Source organism: Gammaproteobacteria bacterium, assembly GCA_009838035.1.
Classification (GTDB): domain Bacteria; phylum Pseudomonadota; class Gammaproteobacteria; order Steroidobacterales; family Foliamicaceae; genus Foliamicus.
In genome coordinates this window covers 104,530-130,387 of record VXSK01000020.1, presented here as the reverse complement: position 1 = coordinate 130,387, position 25,858 = coordinate 104,530, and the positions used below count along the sequence as shown (strand labels likewise).

Sequence of the window (25,858 nt, the reverse complement as noted above, 5' to 3'; positions counted from 1 at the left end):
TTCGGCATGGTGCTGAACGACTTCAACGTGCCGAGCACGCCGGCCCCCGTGCAGGTGCGCACCACGCCGCAGTCGCGCCTGCCCTGGGAGGTGTACGTGAATTCGGGCGGTCAACGCTTCGTGCGTGAAGACCATCCCAGCGTGGATGCCAGGGAGCACGCGCTCCTCGGGCAGAAGGACCACCGCTTCTGGATCGTGTTCGACCGGCAGATCATGGACTCGGCACCGTCCCTGGTGGGCGGCTGGGACCGGGAGCGGATGGACCTGGCGTTCGACAAGTACCATTTCTTCTCGCGCGGGGATTCGCTGGCCGAACTGGCCTACTGGGCCGGTATCGACGGTGACGGGCTGACCGCCTCCATCGGGCGCTACAACTCAGGTCAGGCGGGTGGCCAGGATCCCGATTTCGGCCGCGAGCACATGCCGCTCCCGGTCGGCAAGCCGCCGTACTACGCGATCCGCATGCAGGGCACGCACCTGATTTCCTTCGCGGGCCTCACCGTCAATCCGGAGCTTCAGGTGCTGAACGGTAACGGCGATCCCATCCCCAACCTCTATGCCGCCGGCGAGGTGCTGGGCGCGGGAGCGACTACCGGCTTCGGCATCGTCAACGGGATGCTGCTGACACCGGCATTGGTATTCGGACGCATGATCGGAGAACGCGTGTTCGCCTGACATTCGCCGCCAGGTACCAGCGTGACAGCAGCAGGGCTCGGAAGCGAGGGCATGTCCCTCGCGGCAGAACGCCCTCGGTCACAGGCCAGGCCGCCTCTTCCCCGATGAAGTACGACCTCAAGACCTTCCAGGGCGACGTGTTCGGCGGCATCACGTCCGCCGTTGTTGCGCTGCCGGTGGCGCTGGCGTTCGGCATTGCCTCGGGCCTGGGGGCCGAGGCCGGCATCTACGGGGCGATCGCGGTCGGCTTCTTTGCTTCCGTGTTCGGCGGCACGCGGTCGCAGATTTCCGGACCCACGCCGTCGATGACCGTGGCCATGGCTGTGATCATCTCGACTCACGCGAACAGCATGGGCGAGGCGTTGATTATCGTGGTCCTGGCGGGCTTGATCCAGGTGCTGCTCGGCGTACTGCGGATCGGACGCTTCGTCGTCTATACGCCGCACGTGGTCGTGTCGGGGTTCATGTCCGGGATCGGCATCATCATCATGCTGATCCAGGTGTTGCCGTTTCTGGGCGCCCCTACTTCGCCCGAAGGTCCGATGGGCGCGTTGCGGGATCTGCCGGGCGCCATCGCCGAGGTGAATCCCAGCGCGCTAATCATCGCGGTCCTGGCGCTCGCCATCACGATCTTCTGGCCACGGCGCCTGGAGCGCCTGGCTCCCGCGCCGCTGATTGCGCTCGTCATCGGTTCCGTGATCGGAATCCTGTGGCTGACCGCAGCTCCTGCAATCGGTTCAATACCCGAGGGATTGCCTCCTTTCCGGTTTGAAATGCCTACAGCCGACTTCCTGCTGGGCGCTTTGCACCCGGCGATCATCCTCGCGCTGCTGGGCTCCGTGGACAGCCTGCTTACCTCGCTGGTGGCGGACTCCATGACCGGCACGCGCCACAAGCCGGACAAGGAACTGGTGGGGCAGGGAATCGGCAACATGATTTCCGGCCTGTTCGGCGGAATGCCGGGCGCAGGCGCAACGATCGGGACTGTGACGAATATCCGCGCGGGCGGCAGCACGCAGGTGTCCGGCGCCATTCGCGCCCTGTTCCTGCTGGCATTGCTGCTGGGGTTCGGAAAGTACGTCGAGCCGATCCCGCACGCGGTGCTGGCCGGCATCCTGATGAAAATCGGCTGGGACATCGTCGACTGGCGCATGTTGCTTCGCATCCACCGCCTGCGCCGCGATCACCTGGTGGTCATGCTGATGACGCTGCTGCTGACCGTGGTGGTGGACCTGGTGACGGCGGTCGCGATCGGCCTGATCGTTGCCGGCATGAATCACGCGCGCCAGTTGAAGGGCCTGGAACTGGACAGCGTGGTTTCGGTGCCGGTGCTTGACCGGACGTTCTTCGCCGGCGAGGAGGGCATGGCATTCAGCGACCCGCTGCAGGCCAGGGTGGGTATGGTGGCCTTGCGCGGCACGCTTACGGTTGCTTCTTCACGCAACCTGGTGAGCGTGATCGGCGCCGACATCAAGGACCACGAAATCGTCGTCTTCGATTTTTCCGGCGCGAAGTATCTGGACGACAGCGCCGCCATGGTCATCGAGCAGATTCTGGACGTGGCGCGGGACGCAAACACCGACGTGATCGTGGTCGGCCTGACCGGAACCGTGGCCGAAATGATCAACACACTCGGCGTTCTTCGCGCCGTTCCGGCCGATCATGTCGCGGATGATCTCCCGCAGGCGCGCCGCATTGCGCGCAGGCTCCTGGAGGACTAGAGCCGGCGGATCAGTCCGGCAAGGCGAAAGCCACCACCGCATCCGATTGCGCGGTCCCGGCGCGGGCGTTTCCGCCGGCAGCGATCACAACGTATTGCCGTCCGCCCGCGCGGTAGGTGATCGGCACCGTCATGCCGGGCGCCGGCAAGTCGCCGGACCAGAGTTCCTCGCCGGTTTCCACGTCCAGGGCGCGCAGGTTGTGATCGAGGGTGGAGGCCACGAACACCAGCCCCCCGGCGGTAACGATGGGACCGCCGACACTGGGCGAGCCCCAGCCGAATGCGGACGGCAACGTAATGCCCATCGCGCGCAGGCGTCCCAGGGGCACCTGCCAGCGCAACTCGCCGCTGTCCATGTCGATGGCGCTCAGCGTGCCCCACGGGGGCGGCGTGCACGGAAACCCCGAAGGCGAGATCCAGACCTCGCCTTCCACGCGGTAGGGCGTTCCGCTCAGTGTGCGATTGAGATAGTCGCGCGGCCCGTCATGCTCGCCCTCTTCCAGCGGCACGAAGCGCAGCCAGGTAGCCAGGTTCTCGGCCTTGATCACGAGAAGATTGCTTGCCGGATCGAAGGCCGCGCCGCCCCAGTTTCCGCCGCCCAGCGCCGAGGGAAACAGGATGCTGCCGCGCCGGCTGGGCGGCGTGAAGAGGCCGTCGTAGCGCGATTCGTCAAACCGCCTGCGGCACCAGGCGCGGTCCAGTGCGGTGATCCCGAAAAGGCTGTCCCGGTCCAGTTCGGTGCGGGCGAAGGTCGAGATGCCCGTGGGCAGGGGCTGAGTGGGAAAGGCGGTCTCGTCGGGCAGATCGGAAGGCGGAATGGCCTGCTCCTCGATGGGAAAAACCGGTTCGCCCGTATCCCTGTCGAATACGAAAAGATGACCGCTCTTGGTCTGCTGTATGGCGACCTCGCGCGCCTTTCCGTCCTTGCGGATGGTCACAAGCAGGGCGTGGCCCGGCAGGTCGTAGTCGTACAGGTCGTGGTGAATGATCTGGAAAGACCAGGCGGGCTTGCCGGTTGCCCCGTCCACCGCCACCACGGCGTTGGCCAGCGGAAGTTCCACGCGGCGGCCTCCGCCATAGTAGTCCACCGATGGGCTGGTGGTGGGCAGAAACACCAGGTTGCGCGCCGGATCGGCGCTCATCGTGGTCCATACGTTGGCGGCGCCCGTAACAGCGCTGTACTCCGGGGGGATGGGATTGAACTCCCAGACCATTGCCCCGGTTCGCACGTCGAAGGCCCGCACCACGCCGTCGTTCGCATTGGCTATTCCGTCGTTCGAACCGCTGCCGGCGATCACCAGGTCGCCCAGCACGACCGGCGGCGACGACATGCCGCGAACCTCTCCTTCGCCATAGCCCTCGTAATCCCAGTGCGACACGTAGCCGGGGTGATCCGTGGCCGCGCCGAAATCCCGGCAGGCTTCCCCGGTCAGCGCATCGACGGCGTGGACGGCGCCGGTGAAGTCGCCCTTGAAGATGCGCTTCACACAGGGCTTGGAAGATGCTTCGGCCTGCTCCCAGTAGGCCAATCCGCGGCAGGTGCTCGGCCCGCGTTCCCCGGCGCGTTCCGCTTCGTTGCCCGTCAGCGCGGCGTGCGCATCGAACACCCAGACTTCTTCGCCGCTTTCGGCATCGACGGCGAACACCCGGTTGAACGGCGTGCAGAAATAGACCAGCCCGTTGGCCATCAGCGGCACCGCCTGCTGCGTCGACCCGATCCTGAAGGGGCCTTCCTTATAGTCGCCGCTGTGGTGTACCCAGGCCTGTTCGAGACGTCCTACGTTTTCGCGCGTGATCTCGTCCAGCGGGGAATACTGGCTTCCGCCCGGGTCCCTTCCGAAATTGGGCCACTCGCCCGGATTGCCGTCGGCGCCTGCATGCTCCTGAGCCGCCGCAGTTCCGCATGCGCCCGCCAGAAACAGGCCGACTAGAGCCAAGCACATTGCTTCGATCCTGGTCATTTACGCGCTTCGATCTCGCCATTTCTTTGCTCCCTTCTTCCGGGAGACGCATGAATACATCCCTGTAGCTTGCTCCGCCATCCCTGGCTCCAATACTCCCTGAAGAAGGGAGCAAAGAAATGGCTTACCAAGTGCCCCGAAATCAGGCGCTAAGCGTTGCGCGTTGCGTGAACCCGCCCGAAGAACAGCACGCCCTTCTTCGCTTCGCGCACCGAAAAGCCGGCCTTCTCGATCTCGGTCGGGAAATGGATGCTCGCGAATTCGTTGCGCCACACTTCCTGGTTCCAGCGATGGTCCCACCAGCGCCGGAACTTGCTAAAACCGGTGGGCGGGTGCTCGTCGCTCGGAAAATCGAACGGCTGGAAAACGCCGCCGGGACGCGTAATGCGCCGCACCTCGGCAACGATGTCCCTGGTGATCTGCGCCGGGGTCTCGTGAAAGACGATGTACGAAGCCACAATGTCGAAGAAACCGTCCGGGAAGCCGGTCTTCTCGCCCAGCGCCTGCACGAAGTGCATTTCCCTGCCGAGCTCGACCGCCCGCATGTGCGCATAACGCACCATCGGGGCGGAAACGTCCAGTCCCCACACCTCGGCATCCGGGAAACGATCCTTCAGCGCCAGGGTCAGCTGGCCGGGCCCGCAGGCCAGATCGAGAATGCGCTTGACCTGGCCGTCTTCGGGCGGCTCGACCGCCGCCGCCAGTTGCGCGTGCACCTCGTCCTGGTCGTTGTGACCCATGTAGAAGTGGTTGGTGCCGTAGTGATAGATGTGGCCCGCAAAGGGATCGCCCACGTAGCCGCCGGGCTGGATGTGGATCTCGTGCGAAGCGTATTCCGGAACCTTGAGGTCCGGGTCCAGCTTCACCGAGCCCGGACCGGCCTTGTCGGCCGCGTCCAGTTCCGCGAGATAGGTGTGAGCCTTGCCGTGGAACTCCTCCTGCAGGATCTTCCAGCTGATCTCCTGGCCGCTGATCCAGTAGCGCATGCTGGCGCCGATCACCGGGTCGCGTTCCAGTACTTCGCGCAGCGCCTCGATCGAAAGATTGCTCGTGGGATCGATGCCCTCTTGCTTGAAGATGTGTTCGGCGCGAACCTGTGCGGCGCGGCCCAGAGGGCCGTTCGACCAGACGCGGAAGCCGGTCAGGAAGTCCTGGCGGCTTTCCAGGTCAAGACTGGCCAGACGCTCCAGCTTGCCGATGTTGCCGCGCGGCTCGAAGTCGTACGGCGGTGAAGGCGGAGTGGCCGTGGACGCGCGCGCCTTGCGCGTGGCCGCCGTTGCCGAAAAGGCCGCGGCCAGGGCGCCCAGAATCGTGCGTCGATTCATCATGACGGGTCACCTCCCATGCCGGCGCGATTCGTCGACCCCTCCGGGGCCGACCGGTTGCGGAACTCCATCATCGGCTGGCCCTCGCCCGAATGCCCCACCGTGATCGAACCGAACGTCCGCTCGATGAAACTGTCGCGCTCGGCACGCCAGGACGCCTCCTCCTCCGCGCTCGGCATGTAACCCTCGATCATCTCGCGCGTCACCTTCCCATGGTCCTCCAGCAATCGCTCCATGATCTTCATGCGCCGGGCCTGCGCCCAGATCTCGGTGCTCACCGACACCAGCGCCGTCATCAGATGATCCATCGCCGGATCCTTCATGAACGTGGCCTGGTCCGTGTCGGACTTGATGAAATCGGCCGTGTAGCCGGGATTGTCACTCATGGTCGTCTCCCCCATGCTTTCCCCTCGATTATAGGACCTCGTCAGGTGTCGGGAGGGCTTAGGGAGAGGATGCGGTCGACGCGGAAGGTCCGCTCGTCCTGGCGCAGCATGCACCAGGCGCGCATGCCGAGGAATTCCCGGTTGGAGTAAGACCGCATGCCCACTTCAAGCGGGCGGATACGGCGTCGCGTGCGCACGTCGTTGCGCTTCAGGTACTCCATGTCGAGGGGGCTAGCCGCGGCGATGGCTCTCTCGATGATTTCGAGCTTGGTGTCCGTGGACAGGCTTCGTTCCGCGCGCTTGTATTGCTCGCCGGTCAGGAAGCGCTGCACGCGCCAGTCGCAACGGATGGAACCGGCCGTCAACGGGCGGGTCAGCACCAGCCCCTCGAAGGACGTGCAGCGGCTCAGGGCAACGTAGGTCTGACCGGCGGCGAACACGCGGTCGAGATCGATCACCATCCGTTCGAAAGTCTTGCCCTGGCTCTTGTGGACGGTCACCGCCCAGGCCAGCCGGAACGGAAACTGGGTGAAGGTTCCCGCCGGGCTGCTGACGATGGACCCCTCCCGGGCCTCGAAGCGGATCAGCTCCCATTCGTACGGCTCGACGCGAACGCGCCGTCCGGAATCGGCCAGGCGGACCAGCACATACGCCTCGCCGCCGCCGATGTTCACGCCCTCGATCACGCCGATGCTGCCGTTGACCCAGCGTCCGGCGCCGTCGTTGTTCAGCAGCATGACCTGGGCGCCGGCCTTGAAGCGCAGTTGCGCCTCCGTGGGGTAGTACTCGCGGCCGAAAGCGCCTTCGATCACGGCATCGAACCGATGCTCCGGCGCGACCAGGCCGTCCAGCCGGTTGCGGTTGATCAGGCCGGCCTTGCGGTTGGTGCCGGTCAGCGTGATGTACCCCTCGCCGTCAGGCGGATCGAATTGGGGGTCCACCCGCCGGTTCAGGCGCTGCAGGTCGCTGTGTTCCAGCGACTTCTTGCGGACGCGGTTCAGCAAGCGCACGAACTCGCGATCGCGCTGGCGGAATACGCGCGTGAGTTCGATGATCTCCAGCTCCACGTCCTCGAGCGCGCGGGCGCTGAAGAAATGGGGAGACTCGTAAACCTGGCGAAGCGCCTCGTGCTCCAGTCCGGTAACCACCGGCGGAAGCTGGTAGAGGTCGCCGATGAACACCATGTGGACGCCGCCGAAACGGGCGTTCGGGCGGGGGCCGTAGCGCCTGAGAAAGAGATCCACGCAGTCGAGCAGGTCCGCGCGCAGCATCGATACCTCGTCGATGATCAGCGTGCGCAGGTTTCTGTAGAGTTTCGCGTTGCGCGGTTTGCCGCGGCGCGCGGCGATGGCTTGCGGCGTCACGTCGATCCCGAAGCCGAAAAAGCGGTGGACGGTCTGACCGCCAACGTTCAGCGCCGCCACCCCGGTAGGCGCCAGGACCACCGGGTCCCAGTCTACGCTTTGGCAGAAGTAACTCAGCAGAGTGGACTTGCCGGTCCCCGCGCTGCCGGTGATCAGCAGGTGCCGGGCGCCCTGCTCCATGCCCTTAAGCGCGCGGGCGAACTCGTCGGTGATTTCCAGGCCCGGGGCGCGAGTGTCCACGTGCAACCGCCCCGGCCGGCTCAGCGAACCGGCGGCAACTCCCAGTTCGTGATGGCCACCCTCATCGAAGCGCCGGGTCCGGATATGTTGAGCCTTCGGGGAACGGCGAGGTCGCCCGAGCGGGCCAGCGCGTTCACCTCGATACTCCAGCCGTCCTGGCGGAATTCCCGCGCCGCGCCCTGGCCGGAACTGTATTCGGTGAACGGGGAACCGGGATCCGGCAATCCGCGCAACCAGTAGGGAAGGCTTTTCAGCGGCGCACTGTCGCACAGCATTTCCAACTCCTCGATCTGCATGCCGGGTGCACACATCGAAACCCAGTCGCCCTCGCTGAACAGGTTGACGTCGCCGCCCTCGATCCGCACGCGCTCGGCGCCCACGCCCCAGGGGCCGCTCAATTCCAGCCGCGCAAGAGGTCCTTCCTGGCGCCACAGGACATTGGCCTGCGCCCCCCGGCCCTCCCGGTTCAGCGCCACACGTCCGCGCAGCTCCCAGGATTCAAGTTCCGCAAGCGCGGCGGCGTCCAGGACGGCGGGGACGCGATTGCCTGTCGCCGTGCAGCCCGCCAGCAGCCATGCGACCGCAAGCAGGAATCCGGTAAACGCCGCCTTTTGCCTCATCGCGAATACCTGTCCCGAACGGCCTCCAGGAGCGTCGTGTCCTCGTCCTCGTACTGCACCAGCGAATCGCTCAGCAGTTCGTCGGCCCGTTCCGTCTGTCCCAGTTCGTACAGGACCTCGCACAGGTGCGCGGCGACTTCGGGATTCGGAAGGCCCTCAAGCGCCTGCTCCAGCAGCGGCACGGCCTCCTCCTTCCGGCCCAGGCGGTAGAGCACCCAGCCCATGCTGTCCACGATCGCGGGCGAGCCCGGGTCGAGCTCCAGCGCCAGGCTGATATGACCATGGGCTTCCTCAAGTCGTATGCCCCGATCCGCCAGCGTGTATCCCAGGGCATTGAGCACTTCCGAGTCACGCGGGTGCTCGGCCAGCAAGCCTTCCATCTCCCGAATCGCCCTGCGGTGTTTCTTGAGATCCAGCAGCAGGTGGGCTCGCTGCATCCTCAATGCACGGCTTTGCGGCCGGTAGCGAAGAGCTTCCTCGTACGCCGCCAGCGCCTGACCATCGCGATCGGCGGCCCGCATCACGAAAGCGAACAGCGGCAGGCTCTCGAAGGCGTGCTGGGGATAGCGCCCGACATGGTCCAGAAGGGTCGCCAGCGCCTCGTCGATTTCATCCCGCGCGACGAAAGCCCCGACCAGCACACTCGCGGCCGCGGGCGCCAGCCGGTCCGTTTCGATCCCGGCGAGCCACTCGATCGATTCCAGCCAATCCTCGCGCCGGGCGGCGATCTGCCCCAGGGCCAAGCGGCAGAAATCGGGCCGGTAGCCGCGCGAAAAAAGCTCGAGGTATATCGGCTCGGCGTAATTATCGGCGTCGAGCATCCGCAGCAGCCCGGCCTCCTGCAGCGCCAGATCCGGAGAGCGCGGGTGCGTGGCGCGAAGATTTCGAAGGCGGCCGAAGGCCTCGCGCGGTTGTTCCGCCGCCAGCAGCAAGGCCACGTAGTTCTGCTCCAGCACCAGGCTGTCGCGAATAGCCAATTGCTCGGTCAACCGGGCGAGGGCGGCATCCGGGTCGCCGGCGCGCAACAGCGCGGTGGCCGCGAGCGCATGCGCATCGTCGCGCCCGGGATCAAGCTGCAACAGGTCTTCCGCCAACCGGGAGGCCTGCGAATGTTGCTCGGCGGCAAGCGCCACACGCGCACCGAGATTGAGCACTTGCGGCAGATCGGGATGCTCGGCGGCGAGCCGGCTGGTCAGCGGCTCCAGGTCCGTGGTGGTAAGCGCGTCCGAATTGATTCCGTTCAGCCGCTCCTCGAGCAATGCGAGAAAGCGTCCGTCATCCGCGTCCGCGGAAAGACCCTCGCGAGCCGCTTCGTACGCCGCCTGCATGTCGCCGGCAGCCGCGTTCAGGGCTGCCAGCAGCGCCAGGACTTCCGGGTCGCCTGTTTCGCTCGCATGCCACAAGGTCGCCGCTTCCAGGGCAACGGCATAGAGATCGCGCCGGAACGCGAACTCCGCCGCCTCCCGGGCCTTCAGAGCTGCCGCCGCACCGTCCGGCACGCGCTGCGCCTCGGCCAGCAGGGCACGGGCTTCATGACCCGGAAACGCCGGCCAGCCGGCCTCGGCCAGACTCATCTGCGTGCTTGCGCAAGCCGCGAGGGAGCACCCTGCGAAAAAGACGGCGGCCAACCTGGTGCTGGGACGAAGATCCACACTGCGATAATAGCCTCAGTGCCAGGCACCGCCGGTCAACAGACCCCACGCGGAAACGACCATGAACCCCGCCCTGCTGGAAAAACTCCGCGGCCTCAAGTCCCGTTTTGAACAACTTGAGGCGTCGCTGGCGGATCCGGAAGTGCTTTCGGATCCGGTGCGCCGGCGCGATGCCGGCCGCGAGCACTCGCGTCTGCAGCCCCTGGCCAGTCTGCTGGACCGGCTGGAGCGGGCGCTGGAAACGGAGGCTTCGGCGGAGGAAATGCTCGGCGGCGACGACGAGGAACTGCGCGAGCTGGCGCGGGAAGAGGCCGAGGAGGCGCGGCGCGAACAGGCGGCCCTGGAAGTCCGGTTGCGCCGTTTCCTGCTCAAGCCCGACCCGCGCGACGCCCGCGACGTTTACCTGGAGATCCGCGCCGGCACCGGCGGCGACGAAGCGGCGATTTTCGCCGGCGACCTGTTCCGCATGTACGCGCGCTATGCGGAGGGGCGCGGCTGGGCGCAGGAGATCATTCAGATGAGCGAGGGCGAACACGGCGGCTACAAGGAAATCGTCTGCCGGCTGGCCGGCAAGCGGGTCTTTTCCTACCTGCGGTTCGAGTCCGGCGCCCATCGCGTGCAGCGGGTGCCGGAAACGGAGTCGCAGGGGCGGATTCACACCTCGGCCTGCACCGTGGCGGTGCTCCCGGAAGCCGAGGAAACGGGAGAAATCGAGATCGATCCCGGCGACCTGAGGGTCGATACCTATCGCGCTTCGGGCGCCGGCGGCCAGCACGTGAACAAGACCGACTCCGCGGTCCGACTCACCCACCTGCCCACTGGAATCGTCGTCGAATGTCAGGACGAGCGCTCGCAGCACAAGAATCGCGCCCGGGCGCTGTCGCTGCTGCGCGCCCGGCTGCTGGACGCCGAGCAGAGCCGCCTCGAGCACGAGCGCGCCGAGGAACGGCGCTCTCAGGTCGGCAGCGGCGACCGCTCCGAGCGCATCCGCACGTACAACTTCCCGCAGGGCCGGGTCACCGACCACCGCATCAACCTGAGTCTCTACAAGCTGCCGCAGATCATGGAAGGCGACCTCGACGGGATCATCGAGCCGCTACGCCAGCACATGGAGGCCGAACAGCTCGCCACCCTGGATCCCGGATAAGGCTAGAACTCCTCCAGCAGGCGGCCGAATCCCATGACCTTGTCCTGGATGCCGTTGGCTCTCAGCGCATGCCAATAGGTGGCGGTGTTGATGGCGATCACGGGCTTGCCGAGCAACCGCTCCGCGCCCGCCGCCAGCCGGATCGCCGAGAGGTTGGTGCCCACCTGCACCAGCGCGTCCACATCGTCGCCGTCGAGTTCCCGGAATACGCTGGCCACCCGCGATTCAGGTACTTCCGCGATGGCGGTCCATGAGGGGCAGCGCAGGCAGGAGTCGCGCACGACGTTGAATCCGCGGTCCGACAGGTATCGGCTGACCTCGCGGTTGGCCACCGGGTAATAGGGCGACATGAACGCGACGTTGCGCGAGCCGTAGGCGTCGAGCGCGTCGGCCACGGCCTCGGAACCGACGGACAGCTTCAGTTCCGCGATCTCCTCGATCCTCCTCTTCCATTCGGTGCCGCCCTTCACGCCGCCGTAAAACGTCACCGCCGACATCCCCATGACCAGGTAGTCCGGCTTGCAGGTCAGCACGCCGCGAACGGCTGCCGCCGTATTCTCGGAAATCTCGATGGTGCCGGCCATGAAGGTCTCGTCCGATATTGCATTGGCGTCCTGAATGATGATCCGCGAGTAGTGATTGGTCACGCCCGGCGGACGCAGGTCGTCGAAATCCGGTTGCACGACCGTGTTGGTCGAAGGCCCCAGCACCCCGAACTTTCTTCGCCATCCCAAAGCATCGGTCATCGTTTATTCCTCCAACGAATCACCCGCCACGCACGCTCAGCCGAAACCGCGCATCTCGATGATGCGTTCGAAGAACGACGGGCCGTCGTCGTGCTCGGGCGATTGCTCGAATACCGGCGACAGGGCCCGGGCACGCTCGAGATAGCCGGCGTCCAGGTCCTCGAAGGACGGCACCTTGACCGCGTCGAAATGCCAGATCACGTGGCCGGGCAGGATGCCCATTTCGTTGTACGGCCGGCGGGTAGCGGAAAAAATGTTCCAGCCTCCGGCGGCGGCGGTCGGCTGGCGCGGTTCCTCGCCCAGGACTTCATGCGTCGCGGCGAAAAGGGAAGCGTATTCCAGCGACGGCTGGGGGAGGATGGGAGGAAAACGCGAGCCTTCCTGCAGGCGCAGGACGCCGTTGTCATCGGTCCAGTCCAGGTGCAGCGGCTTCTCGGCGTAATGGTCGGGAAATACCCGCTTCATGCTGCCGAACCACACGCCCATCGGCGTGTAGTACTGCCCTTCCTTGTGCCGTATGAAGCTGGCCGGCAGCGTGACCGTGGCGCCGTTGAAGGGGCTGGTGTACTGGTCGATGAACTCGCCGGTCTCGAGATCGGTGAAGAACGAAACCGTGGACGGATAGCGTACCCACACGTGTTCCTCCACCTGCTTCCACCAGCCGGTTTCGCTGCCCAGGAACCCGTACATGGGCGTGACCGCGTCTTCCTGAACGGCAAAGACCTTGCCGCGGGTCTTGAAGACGCAGGGATCGCCGCCTTCGTTTCCGTAGGCGCGGACCATCGCACGGCATTGGCCTTCCGGATCGCCGGGCAGCGTCAGTGTTTCGGCAGTGGCGGCCGCCGCCGCTTCCGCCGCCAACATTCGAGGCGCGCCCACCCCGATACCCATCACGGCCGCACCCCGCAGCAATTCCCTCCGATTCATGGAACTCTCTCCCAAGCATGTTCAGACAGAAGTGCGTAACGATAACGCACCCGCGAGTGGGGCGTATGATTCGCGTTTTCGCCAGCGAGGGCGCCACCTGAGGATTCGATGAGCGTATTGCCCGCCGGGGAAGCGAAATTCGACTGGAGCGTCCCCGTCGCCGTGGTCGGCGCGGGCGGCTGCGGCCTGTGCGCCGGACTCGCGGCCCGCCAGGCGGGCGCCGAAGTGCTCATACTCGAACGCGACGCCGTGCCCATCGGCACGACCGGCATGTCCACCGGACTGATCCCGGGCGCCGACACCCGGATGCAGCGCGATAAGGGAATCGAAGACTCGCCGGAACTTTTCGCCGAGGACGTGCTGGCCAAGGCGAAGCGCCAGACCGACGCGGACGTGGTTCTGGCGCTGGCACGCGAGTCCGCACGCACCGTGGAGTGGCTGGCCGACGAATGCGGCGTGGCGCTGTCGCTGGTCGACAGCTTCCTCTACACGGGGCACAGCGTCAAACGCATGCACGGCAGCCCCAACCGCACCGGCGCCGAACTGATGGGCAGCCTGCTGGACGCCTGCACCGACGCCGGCGCGGACCTGCTGACGGACGCGCGCGTCAGCCACCTGTTCGCCGATGCCGACGGCCGCATAAGCGGGCTGCGCTGCGTGCGACCGGACGGCAGCACCGAGGACCTCGGCTGCGAAGCGCTGATCCTGGCCTGCTGCGGTTTCGCCGGCAACCAGGACATGGTGTCCGAATATATCCCCGAGCTGCGCCACGCCGAGTTCTTCGGCCATCCGGGCAACCAGGGCGAGGCGATCCAGTGGGGCCGGGAACTCGGCGCGGCGATCGCCGACATCCGCTCCTACCAGGGGCACGGCGGCCTCGCCAAGGGCTACGGCGTGCCGATCCTGTGGCCGGTCATCCTGGAGGGCGGGATCCAGGTAAACCTCGAGGGCCGGCGCTTTTCCGACGAATCGCTCGGTTATTCCGAGCAGGCGATGGAAGTGCTGGCGCAGCCGGAACACGTTGCCGTTACGGTCTACGACCAGCGCCTGCACGAGTTGATGCACGAATTCAACGATTACCGCGAAGCGATCACAGCGGGCGCGGTGCGAGAGGCCTCGACCCCGGGAGAACTGGCGGAATTGTTCGGGCTGCCGGCCGGGGCACTGGAGCAGACGCTGGCCGAGACGGCGGCCCTGACCCGGGGAGAAGCAAGCGATTCATTCGGCCGCGATTTCACCGGCAGGCCGGAACTCGCCGCGCCCTGGTACGGGGTGCGCGTGACCGGCGCCCTGTTCCACACGCAGGGCGGACTCAGGGTGGATGCGCGGGCCCGCGTCCTTCGCGCAGACGGCAGCGCCTTCCCCAACCTGTTCGCCGGCGGCGGGGCGGCGCGCGGCGTCTCGGGTCCGTCCCGCTGGGGCTATATCGCCGGCAACGGCCTGCTCACCGCCACCACCTACGGAAGGCTGGCGGGCGAAACCGCCGCCGCCCTCCCCTGAACGAAGCGAAGGCGGCGCAAACGCGCGCCGGTATGATTCGCGCCATGGGAAAGAAACGCGCGTGGCTTGCTGTGGCCCTGATCGTGCTTGTGGCGCTGCTGGGCACGCTCGGCTGGATGGCGAGCGACTATCGCCTCTGGATCCGTTTCGCGACCTGGCCCCAGTCTGCGGACGATCCGGCCAATGCCCGTAAGTTCTCGCCGCAGGTACCGATCGTCTATGGCGACAGCCCGGCTCCCGATACCGGGCAGGACCTGGTCATCCCGCAGGATGTGCTGGAGGAAGCCTGGGACTACGCGCAGAGCCAGCAAACCTATGCGCTGCTGGTTTCCGTCAACGGCGAACTGCAGTTCGAACGCTATGACCGCGGAGCCAATTCCAGAACGCCCTACAACTCCCAGTCGCTGCACAAGAGCGTGACCGCCTTGATGCTGGGCGCGGCCATTTACAACGGCGCGATCGAATCCGAGGACCAGCCGGCCTCCTTCTGGCTGGAGGAGTGGGCGGGCGATCCGCAGCGCTCGGGAATCACCCTGGCGAACTTGGCGTACATGGAAGGCGGCCTGGAGCGGGGCCGCTTCGCCGTCAGTCCGTTCGCCCCCGGCGCGCGGCTGTTCCTGACCGGCCACCTGGCCCGTGAAGCGCTCGGCACGCCCATGGCCGCGGAACCGGGCGCCGAGTACATCTGGTCCAACGCCAGCGTGCAGGCGCTTTCGATCGCGATCGAGAGGGCCGCCGGACGGTCCTGGGCACAACTGCTGCGGGACTGGATCTGGGAGCCGCTGGGGGCCGGAGAAGCCTGGGTGCAACTGGACCGCCCCGGCGGCAATGCGCAATCGTTCTGTTGCCTGATATCCAACGGGCGCAACTGGCTGCGCATCGGCGAGCTGATGGCCGCAGACGGCGTCTGGCAGGGCCGCCGCCTGCTGCCCGAAGGCTGGGTGGACCGAATGACACAGGGCGCGTCCACCAATCCCAATTTCGGCATGCAACTGTGGCGAAACGAACCCTACTCGCCCACCCAGCTTCGCATGTCGAAGCCGCACCTGGAAGTGCCGCGCGACCCGGCGCTGGCGGCGCCCGACGCCTGGTACATGGAAGGGCACTTCTCGCAGCGTGTCTATGTCGTGCCGTCGCTGGGGCTGGTGGTCGTGCGCTTCGGAGAAGACCGCCTGGACTGGGACGAAGCGAAGATGATGAACGGCCTGATCGGGGCGCTGAAGCCCGCTTCCTCCGTGTCCCTCAGCGTCGCCATCCCCGATCATGCGTTCGGCGAGCGCGCCGCGCCGCGTCCGCCCGATTACGAAAGCCGGGACAACTGGGCGCGCTATCCGGATGGCGAAGAAACGCTCTCAGCGGAGCACGCCGCCGGCTTCTATATCCACCCCACCACCTGGCCCGGAAGCGAATGGAACGCCACCGTGCCGGATGCCGAGGCGCGTCCCGCCGTGGATGCCGTGGTGGCGTCGCAGGCGAGCGTGCTGGATGCCTGCTGCGCGGTCTATGCCCCGCGCTATCGCCAGGCTGCTTCGGCCGCCGTTTTCGATCAGCGCGGCAATCGGGATCCGGCTTACGGGCTGGCCTTCACCGATGTCGTGCGCGCGTTCACGCATTTTGCCGAGCGCACCGGCGACCGCCCCATCGTGCTGCTGGGCCACAGTCAGGGCGCGCTGCACGCCGAGCGTCTGCTGAGCGACGTCATCGCAACGGACGATGCGCTCAGGAAACGCATGGCCGTCACTTATATCGCCGGCATCCCGGTTCCGCTGGGCTCCTACCTGGACAGGCTGGAGAGCTTCAAGCCATGCCGGAAGAGTGACGATACGGGCTGCGTGGCCTCCTGGGTCACATTCGGACCGACCGGCGACGCCCGGGCCGCCGAGTTCGCCACGGCCCAGCGTTTCCCGCAATACCAGCGCGAAGGCGGCGGCCTGGACGTGCAGTGCAGCAACCCGCTGAACTGGTCGGCGCCGGGCGAATGGACGCCAGCCTCGGCCAATCGCGGCGCGGTGGCGCCCGCGCTGCCGGGACAGGTACGGCGCGCCTCGATCCCCGGAGTCACCGGGGCCTGGTGCGACCGGGGAATACTGCGGCTTGACCGTACTCCGGCCACGCCCTTCGACGCCCTGATGCTGCCTCGAGCCAGCTACCACTACTACGACGTGGCGCTGTTCCACGCTGCACTGAGCGCCAACGCATCCCTCCGGGCACAATCCTGGCGCGAATCCCAATAGCGCAAATCGCCGCGAGCGCAAACCACCTTTCCCAGGAACGTTGGAGGCAGGATGCCGACACCGAGCCCACAGGGATGTGCTTGTAGGCGTGTCCTGGGAAAGGTGGTTTGCGCTCGCGGCGATTCCCCCGGATTGAGGCTGGCGTATATACTCGACTTCGATCCGCTTGGGGAGGCGGAATTCTCTTGCACTTGAATAGGGGACAACCATGACCTTATCGCGTTTCACGCGCCCGGCGATCGCGCTCGCCGCCCTTTCCTTGCTTGCCACCTCGCTGCCGGCACAGGAAATCGAAGAAATCGTCGTCACGGCCCGAAAACGGACCGAATCGGTACAGGACATCCCGCTGAGCATCTCCGTGTTCGACGAAGAAGCCATTGCCGCGGCCGGCATCAGGGACATCGACGACATCGCCCGGCTCACGCCCGGCCTGGTGTTCGACAAGGGCTGGATCCCGCAGGACACCCGCCCGCATATCCGCGGACTTCCCACCGACCGCGGCCGCGCGCCGGTCGGCATCCTGGTGGACGGAATCGACATCTCGTCGGAATCGATGCTGACCTCGGGCGGCGGAATGCTGATGAACCTCAAGGTCATGGACATCGAGCGCATCGAAGTGGTCAAGGGTCCGCAAAGCGCGCTGTACGGCCGGGTGGCCTTCGGCGGCGCGGTGAACTACGTCTCCAGGGCGCCCAGCGACGAAATGGAGGCCAGCTTTTCCGCCGACGTGGGCGACTACGGGCAGATGGAAGCCCGCGTGGGCGTGTCCTTCCCGGTATCGGAGACCCTCGGCCTGCGGATCAACGCCGTAACGGCGCAGCACGACGGCTACTACGAGAACGAAGTGTCGGGCGAAGGCATTGGCGGTTCGGACTCCACGGGCGTGTCGGCAGCGGCCGCATTCCGGCCATCGGACACGTTCAAACTCGACCTCAGGGTTGCCTACTCGTCGGACGAATACGAAATCCGACCGCAAATGCAGCTCGCCAGCAAGACCGGCCACGCCGATCCCGTCTATTTGCCCGAGCACGTCGTGGGACTCTTGGCGCCGGGCGCATTCGGACCGGCTCCCTACCCCGCGAATGTCTTTGCGCCGCCGCCCGGAGCGATCACTCTGCTGGACAGGATTACCGCCAGCCTGAACCCTTACACCGGCGAGGACTACGAGGGAAGCACCTTCGATTCGCTGCTGCTGCACGCGCGCGCCGAATGGGACTTCGGCGGGGCCAAGCTGAACGCCTGGCTGGGCAGCACCTCCGCCGAAACCACCCAGAACATGGACGTGGACTACTACGGAGAGCCCTGGGGGCCGGTTTTCCTGCCGTCGCCCGGCGTCAACGAACCCCTGCCCGCGCAGTTCCTTTTCGACCTGGATGCGGACATTGACCAGACCAACCTCGAGCTCAGGCTCGGCGACCTGGAATCCGACGGGTTCCGCTGGGCCGTGGGCGGACTGTACTGGAACGAGGAAGTGCGGCAGAAGAACGGAAACCTGATCGTGCTGATGTTCGTTCCGTTCATTTCCGCGGGCCAGAACGTGGCCGCGCAAAGCCCCATCACGAAGCGCGACGAGGGGCGCGATACCGATCACTGGTCGGTGTACGGAATCCTCGAATACGACTTCAACGACAGGCTGACCGGCTCGGTGGAAGCCCGCTACTCGGATGAGTCCACGGACACCTACTGGACCGTGGGCGGGAACGGCATGATCGGCGCCGCGTTTGCCGGACCGATCCCCGTAAACAACAATCCGACCGTCCAGCGGGGTTCCGAGGACAGTTTCTTCACGCCTCGGTTCACGCTGGAGTACCAGTACTCCGAGAACATACTCACCTACGCTTCCATCGCCAAGGGCGTCAAGCCCGGCGGCGTGTCCACGATCGCGAGTCCGAACCCCCTTACCGCGCGCTTCGCGCCGGAGGAATTGTGGAGCTACGAAGCCGGATTCAAGAGCACGCTGGCCGATGGCCGCGTGACGTTCAACGCCGCGGCGTTCTTCATGGATTACGAGGGCAAACAGACGGTCAGCCTTGAGCCCAGCGTAACCGCGGCCACCGGCTTCGACCTGGTGGTGGGCAATGCGGGCGCCGCGGAAATCAGGGGCTTTGAAGTCGAGGGCGCGCTTGCACTCACGGAAGAGCTGCTGATTCGCGGCGGATATACGTGGCTGGACAGCGAGTACACCGACTATGTGAGCCTCACCAATAGCAACCTTACGATCGGGCTGGTAGGCGATTGCACGCTGCAGCAAACACCCGCCGGGTTCTTCCTCTGTTCGGTGGATCAATCCGGCAGGGAGATGGAGCGCGTGCCGCGTCACAACTTCAACGTCTCGGCCAGCTATACCCGCCCCGTCGGCAACGGCATGAACCTGCAGCTCGACCTGCTCATGCAATACCAGAGCGAGCGCGGCATCGCGGTAGGACGTCGCAACGTGTTCGACTCCTGGGTCAACGTCGATGCGCGCATCGGCCTGCAGGCCGAGCGCTGGAGCGTGTTCGCCTACGTCGATAACGTAACCGGCGACGACACGGTGCGCACGGCGCAGTCCTCCGGCGACTTCTTCGCCCTGGGCAACTTGGCGACCGTGATCTTCGCGCCGGACAAGCGCCAGGCGGGAGTGCGCTTCAGCTACTCAATGTAACGGGGTCTATACCTGCGCCAGTGCCTGGTGCAGGTCGGCGATGAGGTCGTCGGCGTCTTCGATGCCGCAGGACAGCCGCACCAGGTTGCCGGTGATCTCGGCGGTCTCGCGGGCCTCGGGCGTCATCGCCGAGTGACTCATCAGCGGCGGAAAGCCGGCAAGGCTTTCCACGCCGCCCAGGCTCTCCGCGACCGTGAACAGTTCCAGGGCGTTCAGCAGCCGCTCGGCCGCGGTTTCGTCGCCATGAAGATGCAGCGACACCACCGCCCCGAAGCCGTCCATCTGCCTCTTCGCGACGTCATGCTGGGGATGGTCTTCAAGGCCGGGGTAGTGAACCTGCGCCACCTTTTCATGCTGGCGCAGGTCCCTCGCTATGCGCCCGGCGTTCTCGAACTGGCGGCGCACCCGCAGTTCCATCGTCTTCAGCCCGCGTAAGGCCAGGTACGAATCCAGCGGCGCCAGCACGCCGCCCGTGCGGGTGCGCACCCGCTTGAGGCGCTCCGCCAGCTCCCCGCCGGCAATACTCAGGGTGCCGCCCAGCACGTCCGAATGCCCGGCAACGTACTTGGTAATGGAGTGCATCGAAATATCGCAGCCCAATGACAGCGGCTGCGTCGCCAGAGGCGTAGCGAGCGTGCTGTCCACGCAGCTCAGGGCGCCCTGCTCCGCACACAGTGCCGATATGGCCTTGAGGTCGGTAATGCGCATCAGCGGGTTTGACGGCGTTTCCATCCACACCAGCCGCGTGTTCTTGCGCCAGGCGGCCTGCACGGCGCCAGGGCCCTCGTCCTGGTGAACGTAGCTGACCTCGAAGCGGGCCTCGCCCGCCACCCGCAGCAGGTTGAAGCTGCCGCCGTACACGTTGGCGGGGCCGATGATGTGATCGCCGGGCTCGAGCAGTTCCAGCACCGCGTTGCTGGCTGCCTGGCCGGACGAGAAGGCGAGGGTTCCCGCTCCCCCTTCCAGCTCGTTCAGGGCCCGCTCGAAGGCGTTGCGGGTCGGATTCGACAGGCGAGTGTAGATGTGTTCCGGCCGCTCCCGCACGGCCGGGTAGGCGAAGGTGCTGCTCTGATGGATCGCAGGCATGACCCCGCCGGTTGCGGCGTCGTGGGTGTCGCCCGCGTGTACGCAGCGAGTGGAATTGCCCTGCTTCTTGCTCATGGTGCTGAATCCTGAAGGCGCATTATGGCGGGAAGCGCCGAGAACACAATACTCGTGACGCGTCACGGCAACAGGTCGGGGACAATAGGGCGATGGCGGCGGTGCGAAGTCTGGGTTCCCTGTTGAGGGAGGGGACAAGGCGGCTTAAGAGCGTCAGCGACAGTGCGCGGCTGGATTGCGAGTTGCTGCTGGCGCATGCGCTGGGCGTGGACCGCACCGCGCTTTACGCGCGCACGGCGGAAGAGTCGCAAAGCGGGGCCGTGCAGCAATTCGAAGCACTGCTGGCCGAACGCGGCGCCGGAAGGCCCTTGGCGCAGATCATCGGTCGCCGGGAGTTTTATTCGCTGGAATTCGAGATCAGCCGCGACGTGCTGGTGCCTCGGCCGGAGACCGAGTTGCTGGTGGACGTCATCCGCGACGGGGTCAGTTCGGCCGACGGGATTCCACGAATACTGGAACTGGGGACGGGGTGCGGCGCGGTTGCTGTCGTACTGGCCCGGACCCTGCCTGAATCGCAATTCGTCGCCACCGACAGTTCCCGCCTTGCGCTTGCCGTCGCGCAGCGTAACGCCGCCGGGCTGGCGCCGGGCCGGGTGCGCTTCGTTCAGGGCCCGTGGTACGGTCCGCTGGAGGGCCGGCGCTTCGACGCCATCGCCTGCAATCCGCCGTACGTGGAGTCGGCCCTGTGCGGCGACCCGCCGCTGTGCTTTGAACCGCGTGCGGCGCTGGATGGCGGTCCGGACGGCCTGCGGGAACTGCGCCTGGTCATTTCCGGCGCGCCGCCGCACCTCAACCGCGGAGGAATGCTGGTGGTTGAGCACGGCGCGGACCAGGGCGCGCCGGTCCGCTCACTGATGCGCCACGCCGGACTTGGACCGCCGGTCACGCATCGCGACCTGGCGGGCCATGAGCGCGTAACCTCAGCCCGGATTTAGTCGGCGAGATTGGGCGCCAGCCAGAGGCGCGCTTCGTCAAGCGTGATCTTCTTCCGCCGGGCGTAGTCGGCGAGCTGATCGTCTCCGATCAGTCCGATATTCGGGTAGCGGGACCGGGGATGGGCGAAGTAGTAGCCCGACACCGTGGCGGCCGGCCACATCGCGTACGACTCGGTCAGGCGCGCGCCGATGCGCCGCTCGACGTCCAGCAGGCGCCAGATCAGTTCCTTCTCGCTGTGGTCCGGACAACCCGGGTAACCCGGCGCGGGACGAATGCCCCGGTAGCGTTCGGCAATCAGGTCCTCGTTGCTGAACGACTCGTCGCTCGCGTATCCCCACAACTCCCTGCGCACCTTCTCGTGCAGATACTCCGCGAACGCTTCGGCTGCCCGGTCGGCCAGCGCCTTGAGCTGGATGGCGCCGTAGTCGTCGGCCACATCCCTGCCGCGGGCCAGCTTCGCTATGGTCTCGTCCAGATTGCCCCCGGCGGTGACCGCGAACATCCCGACCCAGTCGCCGCCCGCAGTGGGCGGGGCGACGAAGTCGGCCAGCGCGGTATTGGCCCTGCCCGGCGGCATTCGCCGCTGCTCGCGCAGGCCGTGAATGCGCCCCAGTTCCGTTGCCCGTGATTCGTCCTCGAACAACACGATGTCGTCTCCGTGGGAAGCGGCCGGGAAAATTCCGGCAACGCCCGCCGACGGGAATTCGATCTCCCCGGCCCTGATGGGTTCGATCAGCGAGCGGTGCAGGTCGTCCCAGAGTTCGCTCGCGGCCTTGCCCTTCTTCGGATCATCCAGAAGCTGGGGGAATTTCCCGTGCATCTCCCAGGCTGCGAAATAGGGCTGCCAGTCGATGTAGCCGTATAGGTCCTCCAGCGTCGGCGACTGCGGTTCGACAACGCCGGTGCGCGCGGGCTCGACCGGAGGTTCCGCGCCCCAGTCGATCTCGAGCCGATTGCCCCGCGTCTCCTCAAGGCTGAGCAGGTCCTCGCGCCGGCGCTTGCCGGCCGGCTGCTCCCGGCGGCGTTTCAGGTCGCGGGCGACGCCGCGCAGGTACGCGTCGCGCCCGGCGCCGCTCAGTTCACTCAGCACCCCCACCGCCCGGGACGCGTCCTTCACATACACCACGCCGCCCTCGTAGGCCGGATCGATCTTCAGCGCCGTATGCCGCGGCGAGGTGGTGGCGCCGCCGATCAATAACGGCAGGTCCATGCCGCGACGCTGCATCTCGCCGGCCACGTGCACCATCTCGTTGAGCGAAGGCGTGATCAGGCCGGACAGACCGACGTAGTCGGCCTTTTCCCTGACGGCGGTGTCCAGGATCTCCTCGCAGGGCGTCATTACGCCGAGGTCGATGACCTCATAGCCGTTGCACTGCAGCACCACGCCCACGATGTTCTTCCCGATGTCGTGCACGTCGCCCTTGACCGTCGCGACCACCAGGCGCCCGCGGCTGGACACGCCGCTGCCCTCCTGTTCGATAAAGGGGATGAGATGGGCCACGGCCTTCTTCATGACCCGGGCCGACTTGACCACCTGCGGCAGGAACATCCTGCCGGTGGCGAACAGGTCGCCCACGATGTTCATGCCGTCCATCAGCGGGCCCTCGATCACGTCCAGCGCCCGTTCGCTGCCCTGCCGGGCGGCCTCGGTGTCCTCCACCACGTGGGCGTCCAGCCCGTGCACCAGCGCATGGCTCAATCGCTCCGCCAGCGGCAGAGCGCGCCACTCCTGTTCGTCGCGGTCCTGCCGCGCTCCCCGCCCCTGGTATTCCTGCGCCAGTTGCAGCAGCCGCTCGCCCGCGCCCGGGTTGCGATTGAGGATCACGTCCTCCACCGTGTCGCGCAGCCGCTTGGGGATGTCCTCGTACACGCCCAGCTGGCCGGCGTTGACGATCCCGAAGTCCATGCCCCCGGCGATGGCGTGATACAGGAACACCGAGTGCATCGCCTCGCGCACCGCATTGTTGCCGCGGAACGAGAACGACAGGTTGCTGACCCCGCCGCTGGCATGCACGCCGGGCAGCCGCTCGCGCACCCGGCCGGTGGCCTCGATGAAAGCGCGGCCGTAGTCGTCGTGCTCCTCGATACCCGTGGCGACGGCGAAAATGTTCAGGTCGAAGATGATGTCTTCCGGCGGAAAACCAGCCTCTTCCACGAGCAGCCGGAAACTGCGCTCGGCGATCGCGACCCGCTCATCGACGCTCTCGGCCTGGCCCTGCTCGTCGAAAGCCATGACGATCACGGCCGCGCCCAGGCGCCGGATCTCGCGCGCCTGCTCAAGGAATTCCTCCTCGCCGTTCTTGAGACTGATGGAATTGGCCACGCCCTTGCCCTGCAGGCATTTCAGGCCGGCAACCAGCACCTCGAAACGCGACGAGTCGATCATGACGGGCGCCCGCGAGATGTCGGGCTCGGCAGCCAGCAGGTTGACGTAGCGGCGCATCGCGGCCTCGGAATCGAGCAGCCCTTCGTCCATGTTCACGTCCAGCAGGTTGGCGCCGGCCTCGACCTGCTGGCGCGCCACCTCCACCGCGGCGGAGTAGTCGTCCGCCTCGATGAGCCGCCGGAAGATCGCCGAACCGGTAACGTTGGTGCGCTCCCCCACGTGAACGAAGCCGGTGCTGTCGTCGATGTTCAGCGGCTGCAGCCCGGCCAGCCTGGTGATCGGCGGCGGCGCGGGCGGGGTGCGCGGGCCGATACCGGCCAGCGCCTCGCGCATCGCCCGGATGTGCTCCGGCGTCGTGCCGCAGCAGCCGCCGGCCAGATTCAGCAGCCCCTCCCTCGCCATCGCTTCCAGCGTGGCCGCCATCTCCTCCGGCGACTCGGTGTATTCGCCCAGTTCGTTGGGCAAACCGGCGTTGGGGTGGACGCTCACGGGCAATTCGGCGACCCGCGACAGTTCGCGCATGTGCGGATGCAGCTCGGTCGCGCCCAGCGAGCAGTTCAGGCCGATGGCGGTCATGGGCGCATGCCGGATGGAGTTGTAGAAGGCTTCCACGGTCTGGCCCGACAGCGTCCGGCCCGAAGCGTCGGTAATCGTGCCGGAAACGATTACGGGCAAGGTGCGCCCCAGACTGTCGCCGGCGCGCGCGATAGCGTACAACGCCGCCTTGGCGTTGAGGGTATCGAAAATGGTCTCGATCAGCAGCAGGTCGGCGCCGCCTTCCATCAGCGCCCGGGTGGCGATCTCATAGGTGGCCGCGAGCTGGTCGAAATCGGTGGCCCGGTAGCCGGGGTCCTCCACGCGCGGCGACAGCGATGCGGTCCGGTTGGTGGGCCCCAGGCTGCCGGCCACGAAATAGGGCCGCCCGTCGCGCTGCTGGGCCGCGTCCGCGGCCTCGCGGGCGATCTTCGCCGATGCGCGGTTGATGTCGGCTACCCGGTCCTCAAGGCCGTAGTCCGCCTGCGATGGCGCATTGGCGGTAAAGCTGTTGGTGGTCAGGATGTCGGCCCCGGCCTCGAGATAAGAGTCGTGGATCTCACGCACGAAATGCGGCTGGGTCAGGCACAGCAGGTCGTGGTTGCCCTTCAGCACCTGGGGCCAGTCGGCAAACTCCCGACCCCGGTATTGCTCCTCAGAAAGATCCAGGGTCTGGGCAAGCGTGCCCATCGCACCGTCGATGAAAACGATTCGGGTGCGGATCAGTTCGCCCAGGGCCTCGGCCCGGGCCGACGGACTGTTCACGACTGCGGACCCGGGGCGCTCGATCCCAGCGCCTCGCAGATGGCCGCGGTCAACGGCGCCCGATTCATCGTGTAGATGTGAAAACGCTCCACGCCATTCTCCGCAAGGTCCCGAACCTGGTCCAGCGAGAAACCCTCGGCGATTTGCCTGACCGCGTCGGGATCCTCCCCGGCCTGTTGAAAACGCTCGCGCAGCGCGGCCGGAACCTCCACGTGGGTCTTGCCGGCAAACGAAAACACTTGCCTGTAGTTATGCAGGGGCATGATGCCGGGCGCCAGCAGGTGCTCCATGCCCGCTCCCGCGAAAACATCGCGCAGCCGATAGTACCTGTGGTTATCGAGGAAGAACTGGGTGATGGCCAGCGTGGCGCCGGCGTCGAGCTTCTGCTTCACGAACTCCAGGTGCCGGCGCAAACTGGCGCTGTCGCCACCGCCGTGCTCTGGGTGCGTGCCTACCATGACCTCGTTAATCCCCTCGGCCCTCAGGTCGGCGATCAACTCCACCGTCGAGGAATAGCCACGTTTGCGCACTTCGTCCGGAATACCGTCCGCAGGGATGTCTCCGCGCAACGCGATCATCCTCCGCACGCCCTGCGCGACGTAGCCCCGCACGATCTCCCGCACCTCGTCGCGGGTGTGCGAGACGTGGGTTAGATGGGGTGCGCAATCGATGCCGAAGTCCTGGCGGATCCGCCGCACCCAGCGCGCCGTACCTGCCCGCGTCGAACCGCCCGCGCCATAGGAAACCGTGCAGTACAGCGGACCGTACGGCAACAGGCGCTTCAGCGAGGCTTCCAGCATTGCGGTCAGTTCGTCCGTGCGTGGCGGAAAGAACTCCAGCGAAATTTTGGCGGGTGGGCTCATGGGCTTGGTTCGGCGTGGACAATTCACGCTGCGCGCATCATACTCACTCGCTCGCCCATTTGGCCCGGCGGC

Annotated in this window: 18 protein-coding genes; 7 read left to right on the top strand and 11 right to left on the bottom strand. The window is 66.4% G+C overall.

All coding sequences use genetic code 11. The features are described from left to right. Both F4Y72_09145 and F4Y72_09140 read left to right on the top strand, forming a co-directional pair. The coding region (locus tag F4Y72_09145) for an FAD-binding protein (GenBank protein ID MXZ28456.1) at positions 1–675 on the top strand (675 nt) is incomplete at its 5' end. 104 nt (positions 676–779) lie between these two features. Continuing rightward, a complete protein-coding gene (locus tag F4Y72_09140) occupies positions 780–2,396 on the top strand; it encodes a SulP family inorganic anion transporter (GenBank protein MXZ28455.1) in 1,617 nt (538 codons plus the stop codon). 10 nt (positions 2,397–2,406) lie between these two features. Here F4Y72_09140 and F4Y72_09135 read toward each other — a convergent pair whose 3' ends face one another. The 6 genes from F4Y72_09135 to F4Y72_09110 form a co-directional block, all read right to left on the bottom strand. Then, a complete protein-coding gene (locus tag F4Y72_09135) occupies positions 2,407–4,356 on the bottom strand; it encodes a pyrroloquinoline quinone-dependent dehydrogenase (GenBank protein MXZ28454.1) in 1,950 nt (649 codons plus the stop codon). Positions 4,357–4,505: 149 nt separating this feature from the next. After that, positions 4,506–5,684: a class I SAM-dependent methyltransferase gene (locus tag F4Y72_09130; protein ID MXZ28453.1), complete on the bottom strand. Its 1,179-nt coding sequence runs from the start codon at positions 5,682–5,684 to the stop codon at positions 4,506–4,508. After that, positions 5,681–6,067 carry a hypothetical protein gene (locus F4Y72_09125; GenBank protein ID MXZ28452.1) on the bottom strand — a complete coding sequence of 129 codons (387 nt, stop codon included), beginning with the start codon at positions 6,065–6,067 and terminating at the stop codon, positions 5,681–5,683. The genes F4Y72_09130 and F4Y72_09125 overlap by 4 nt, the downstream gene beginning before the upstream one ends. A gap of 41 nt (positions 6,068–6,108) precedes the next feature. Further along, positions 6,109–7,671: an AAA family ATPase gene (locus F4Y72_09120; GenBank protein MXZ28451.1), complete on the bottom strand. Its 1,563-nt coding sequence runs from the start codon at positions 7,669–7,671 to the stop codon at positions 6,109–6,111. A gap of 20 nt (positions 7,672–7,691) precedes the next feature. Further along, complete coding sequence (locus F4Y72_09115) at positions 7,692–8,291, bottom strand: hypothetical protein (GenBank protein ID MXZ28450.1); 600 nt, start codon at positions 8,289–8,291, stop codon at positions 7,692–7,694. After that, entirely contained in the window at positions 8,288–9,865 is a 1,578-nt protein-coding gene (locus F4Y72_09110) for a tetratricopeptide repeat protein (protein MXZ28449.1), read from the bottom strand. Before F4Y72_09110 ends, F4Y72_09115 begins: the two co-directional genes overlap by 4 nt. 139 nt (positions 9,866–10,004) lie before the next feature. Between F4Y72_09110 and prfA the strand changes: the two genes are divergently transcribed. Continuing rightward, entirely contained in the window at positions 10,005–11,090 is a 1,086-nt protein-coding gene (prfA, locus tag F4Y72_09105; protein MXZ28448.1) for a peptide chain release factor 1, read from the top strand. 2 nt (positions 11,091–11,092) lie between these two features. Here prfA and F4Y72_09100 read toward each other — a convergent pair whose 3' ends face one another. Both F4Y72_09100 and F4Y72_09095 read right to left on the bottom strand, forming a co-directional pair. After that, positions 11,093–11,836, bottom strand: a complete 744-nt coding sequence (locus F4Y72_09100; GenBank protein ID MXZ28447.1) for an arylmalonate decarboxylase — start codon at positions 11,834–11,836, stop codon at positions 11,093–11,095. Positions 11,837–11,872: 36 nt separating this feature from the next. After that, entirely contained in the window at positions 11,873–12,763 is an 891-nt protein-coding gene (locus F4Y72_09095; protein ID MXZ28446.1) for a DUF1838 domain-containing protein, read from the bottom strand. 108 nt (positions 12,764–12,871) lie between these two features. Here F4Y72_09095 and F4Y72_09090 point away from each other — a divergent pair, with 108 nt between their 5' ends. The 3 genes from F4Y72_09090 to F4Y72_09080 all read left to right on the top strand — a co-directional run bounded on the left by F4Y72_09090 (position 12,872) and on the right by F4Y72_09080 (position 19,141). Continuing rightward, positions 12,872–14,263: an FAD-dependent oxidoreductase gene (locus F4Y72_09090; GenBank protein ID MXZ28445.1), complete on the top strand. Its 1,392-nt coding sequence runs from the start codon at positions 12,872–12,874 to the stop codon at positions 14,261–14,263. Positions 14,264–14,295: 32 nt separating this feature from the next. Then, entirely contained in the window at positions 14,296–16,497 is a 2,202-nt protein-coding gene (locus F4Y72_09085; GenBank protein ID MXZ28444.1) for a DUF3089 domain-containing protein, read from the top strand. A 208-nt stretch (positions 16,498–16,705) separates the two neighbouring features. Further along, positions 16,706–19,141, top strand: a complete 2,436-nt coding sequence (locus tag F4Y72_09080; protein MXZ28443.1) for a TonB-dependent receptor — start codon at positions 16,706–16,708, stop codon at positions 19,139–19,141. Between the two features lie 6 nt (positions 19,142–19,147). Here F4Y72_09080 and F4Y72_09075 read toward each other — a convergent pair whose 3' ends face one another. Then, the gene (locus F4Y72_09075; GenBank protein MXZ28442.1) at positions 19,148–20,302 is read right to left on the bottom strand and encodes a PLP-dependent transferase; all 1,155 of its coding nucleotides are present in this window, start codon (positions 20,300–20,302) and stop codon (positions 19,148–19,150) included. A gap of 92 nt (positions 20,303–20,394) precedes the next feature. Here F4Y72_09075 and prmC point away from each other — a divergent pair, with 92 nt between their 5' ends. Continuing rightward, positions 20,395–21,237, top strand: coding sequence for a peptide chain release factor N(5)-glutamine methyltransferase (prmC, locus tag F4Y72_09070; GenBank protein MXZ28441.1), 843 nt, complete (start codon positions 20,395–20,397; stop codon positions 21,235–21,237). On the opposite strand, the gene metH is transcribed toward prmC, so the two are convergent. Both metH and F4Y72_09060 read right to left on the bottom strand, forming a co-directional pair. After that, positions 21,234–24,923: a methionine synthase gene (gene metH, locus F4Y72_09065; protein MXZ28440.1), complete on the bottom strand. Its 3,690-nt coding sequence runs from the start codon at positions 24,921–24,923 to the stop codon at positions 21,234–21,236. The genes prmC and metH overlap by 4 nt on opposite strands. Then, on the bottom strand, positions 24,920–25,786 hold the full coding sequence (locus F4Y72_09060; protein MXZ28439.1) for a methylenetetrahydrofolate reductase [NAD(P)H]: 867 nt from the start codon (positions 25,784–25,786) through the stop codon (positions 24,920–24,922). Before F4Y72_09060 ends, metH begins: the two co-directional genes overlap by 4 nt. Between the last annotated feature and the right edge of the window lie 72 nt (positions 25,787–25,858).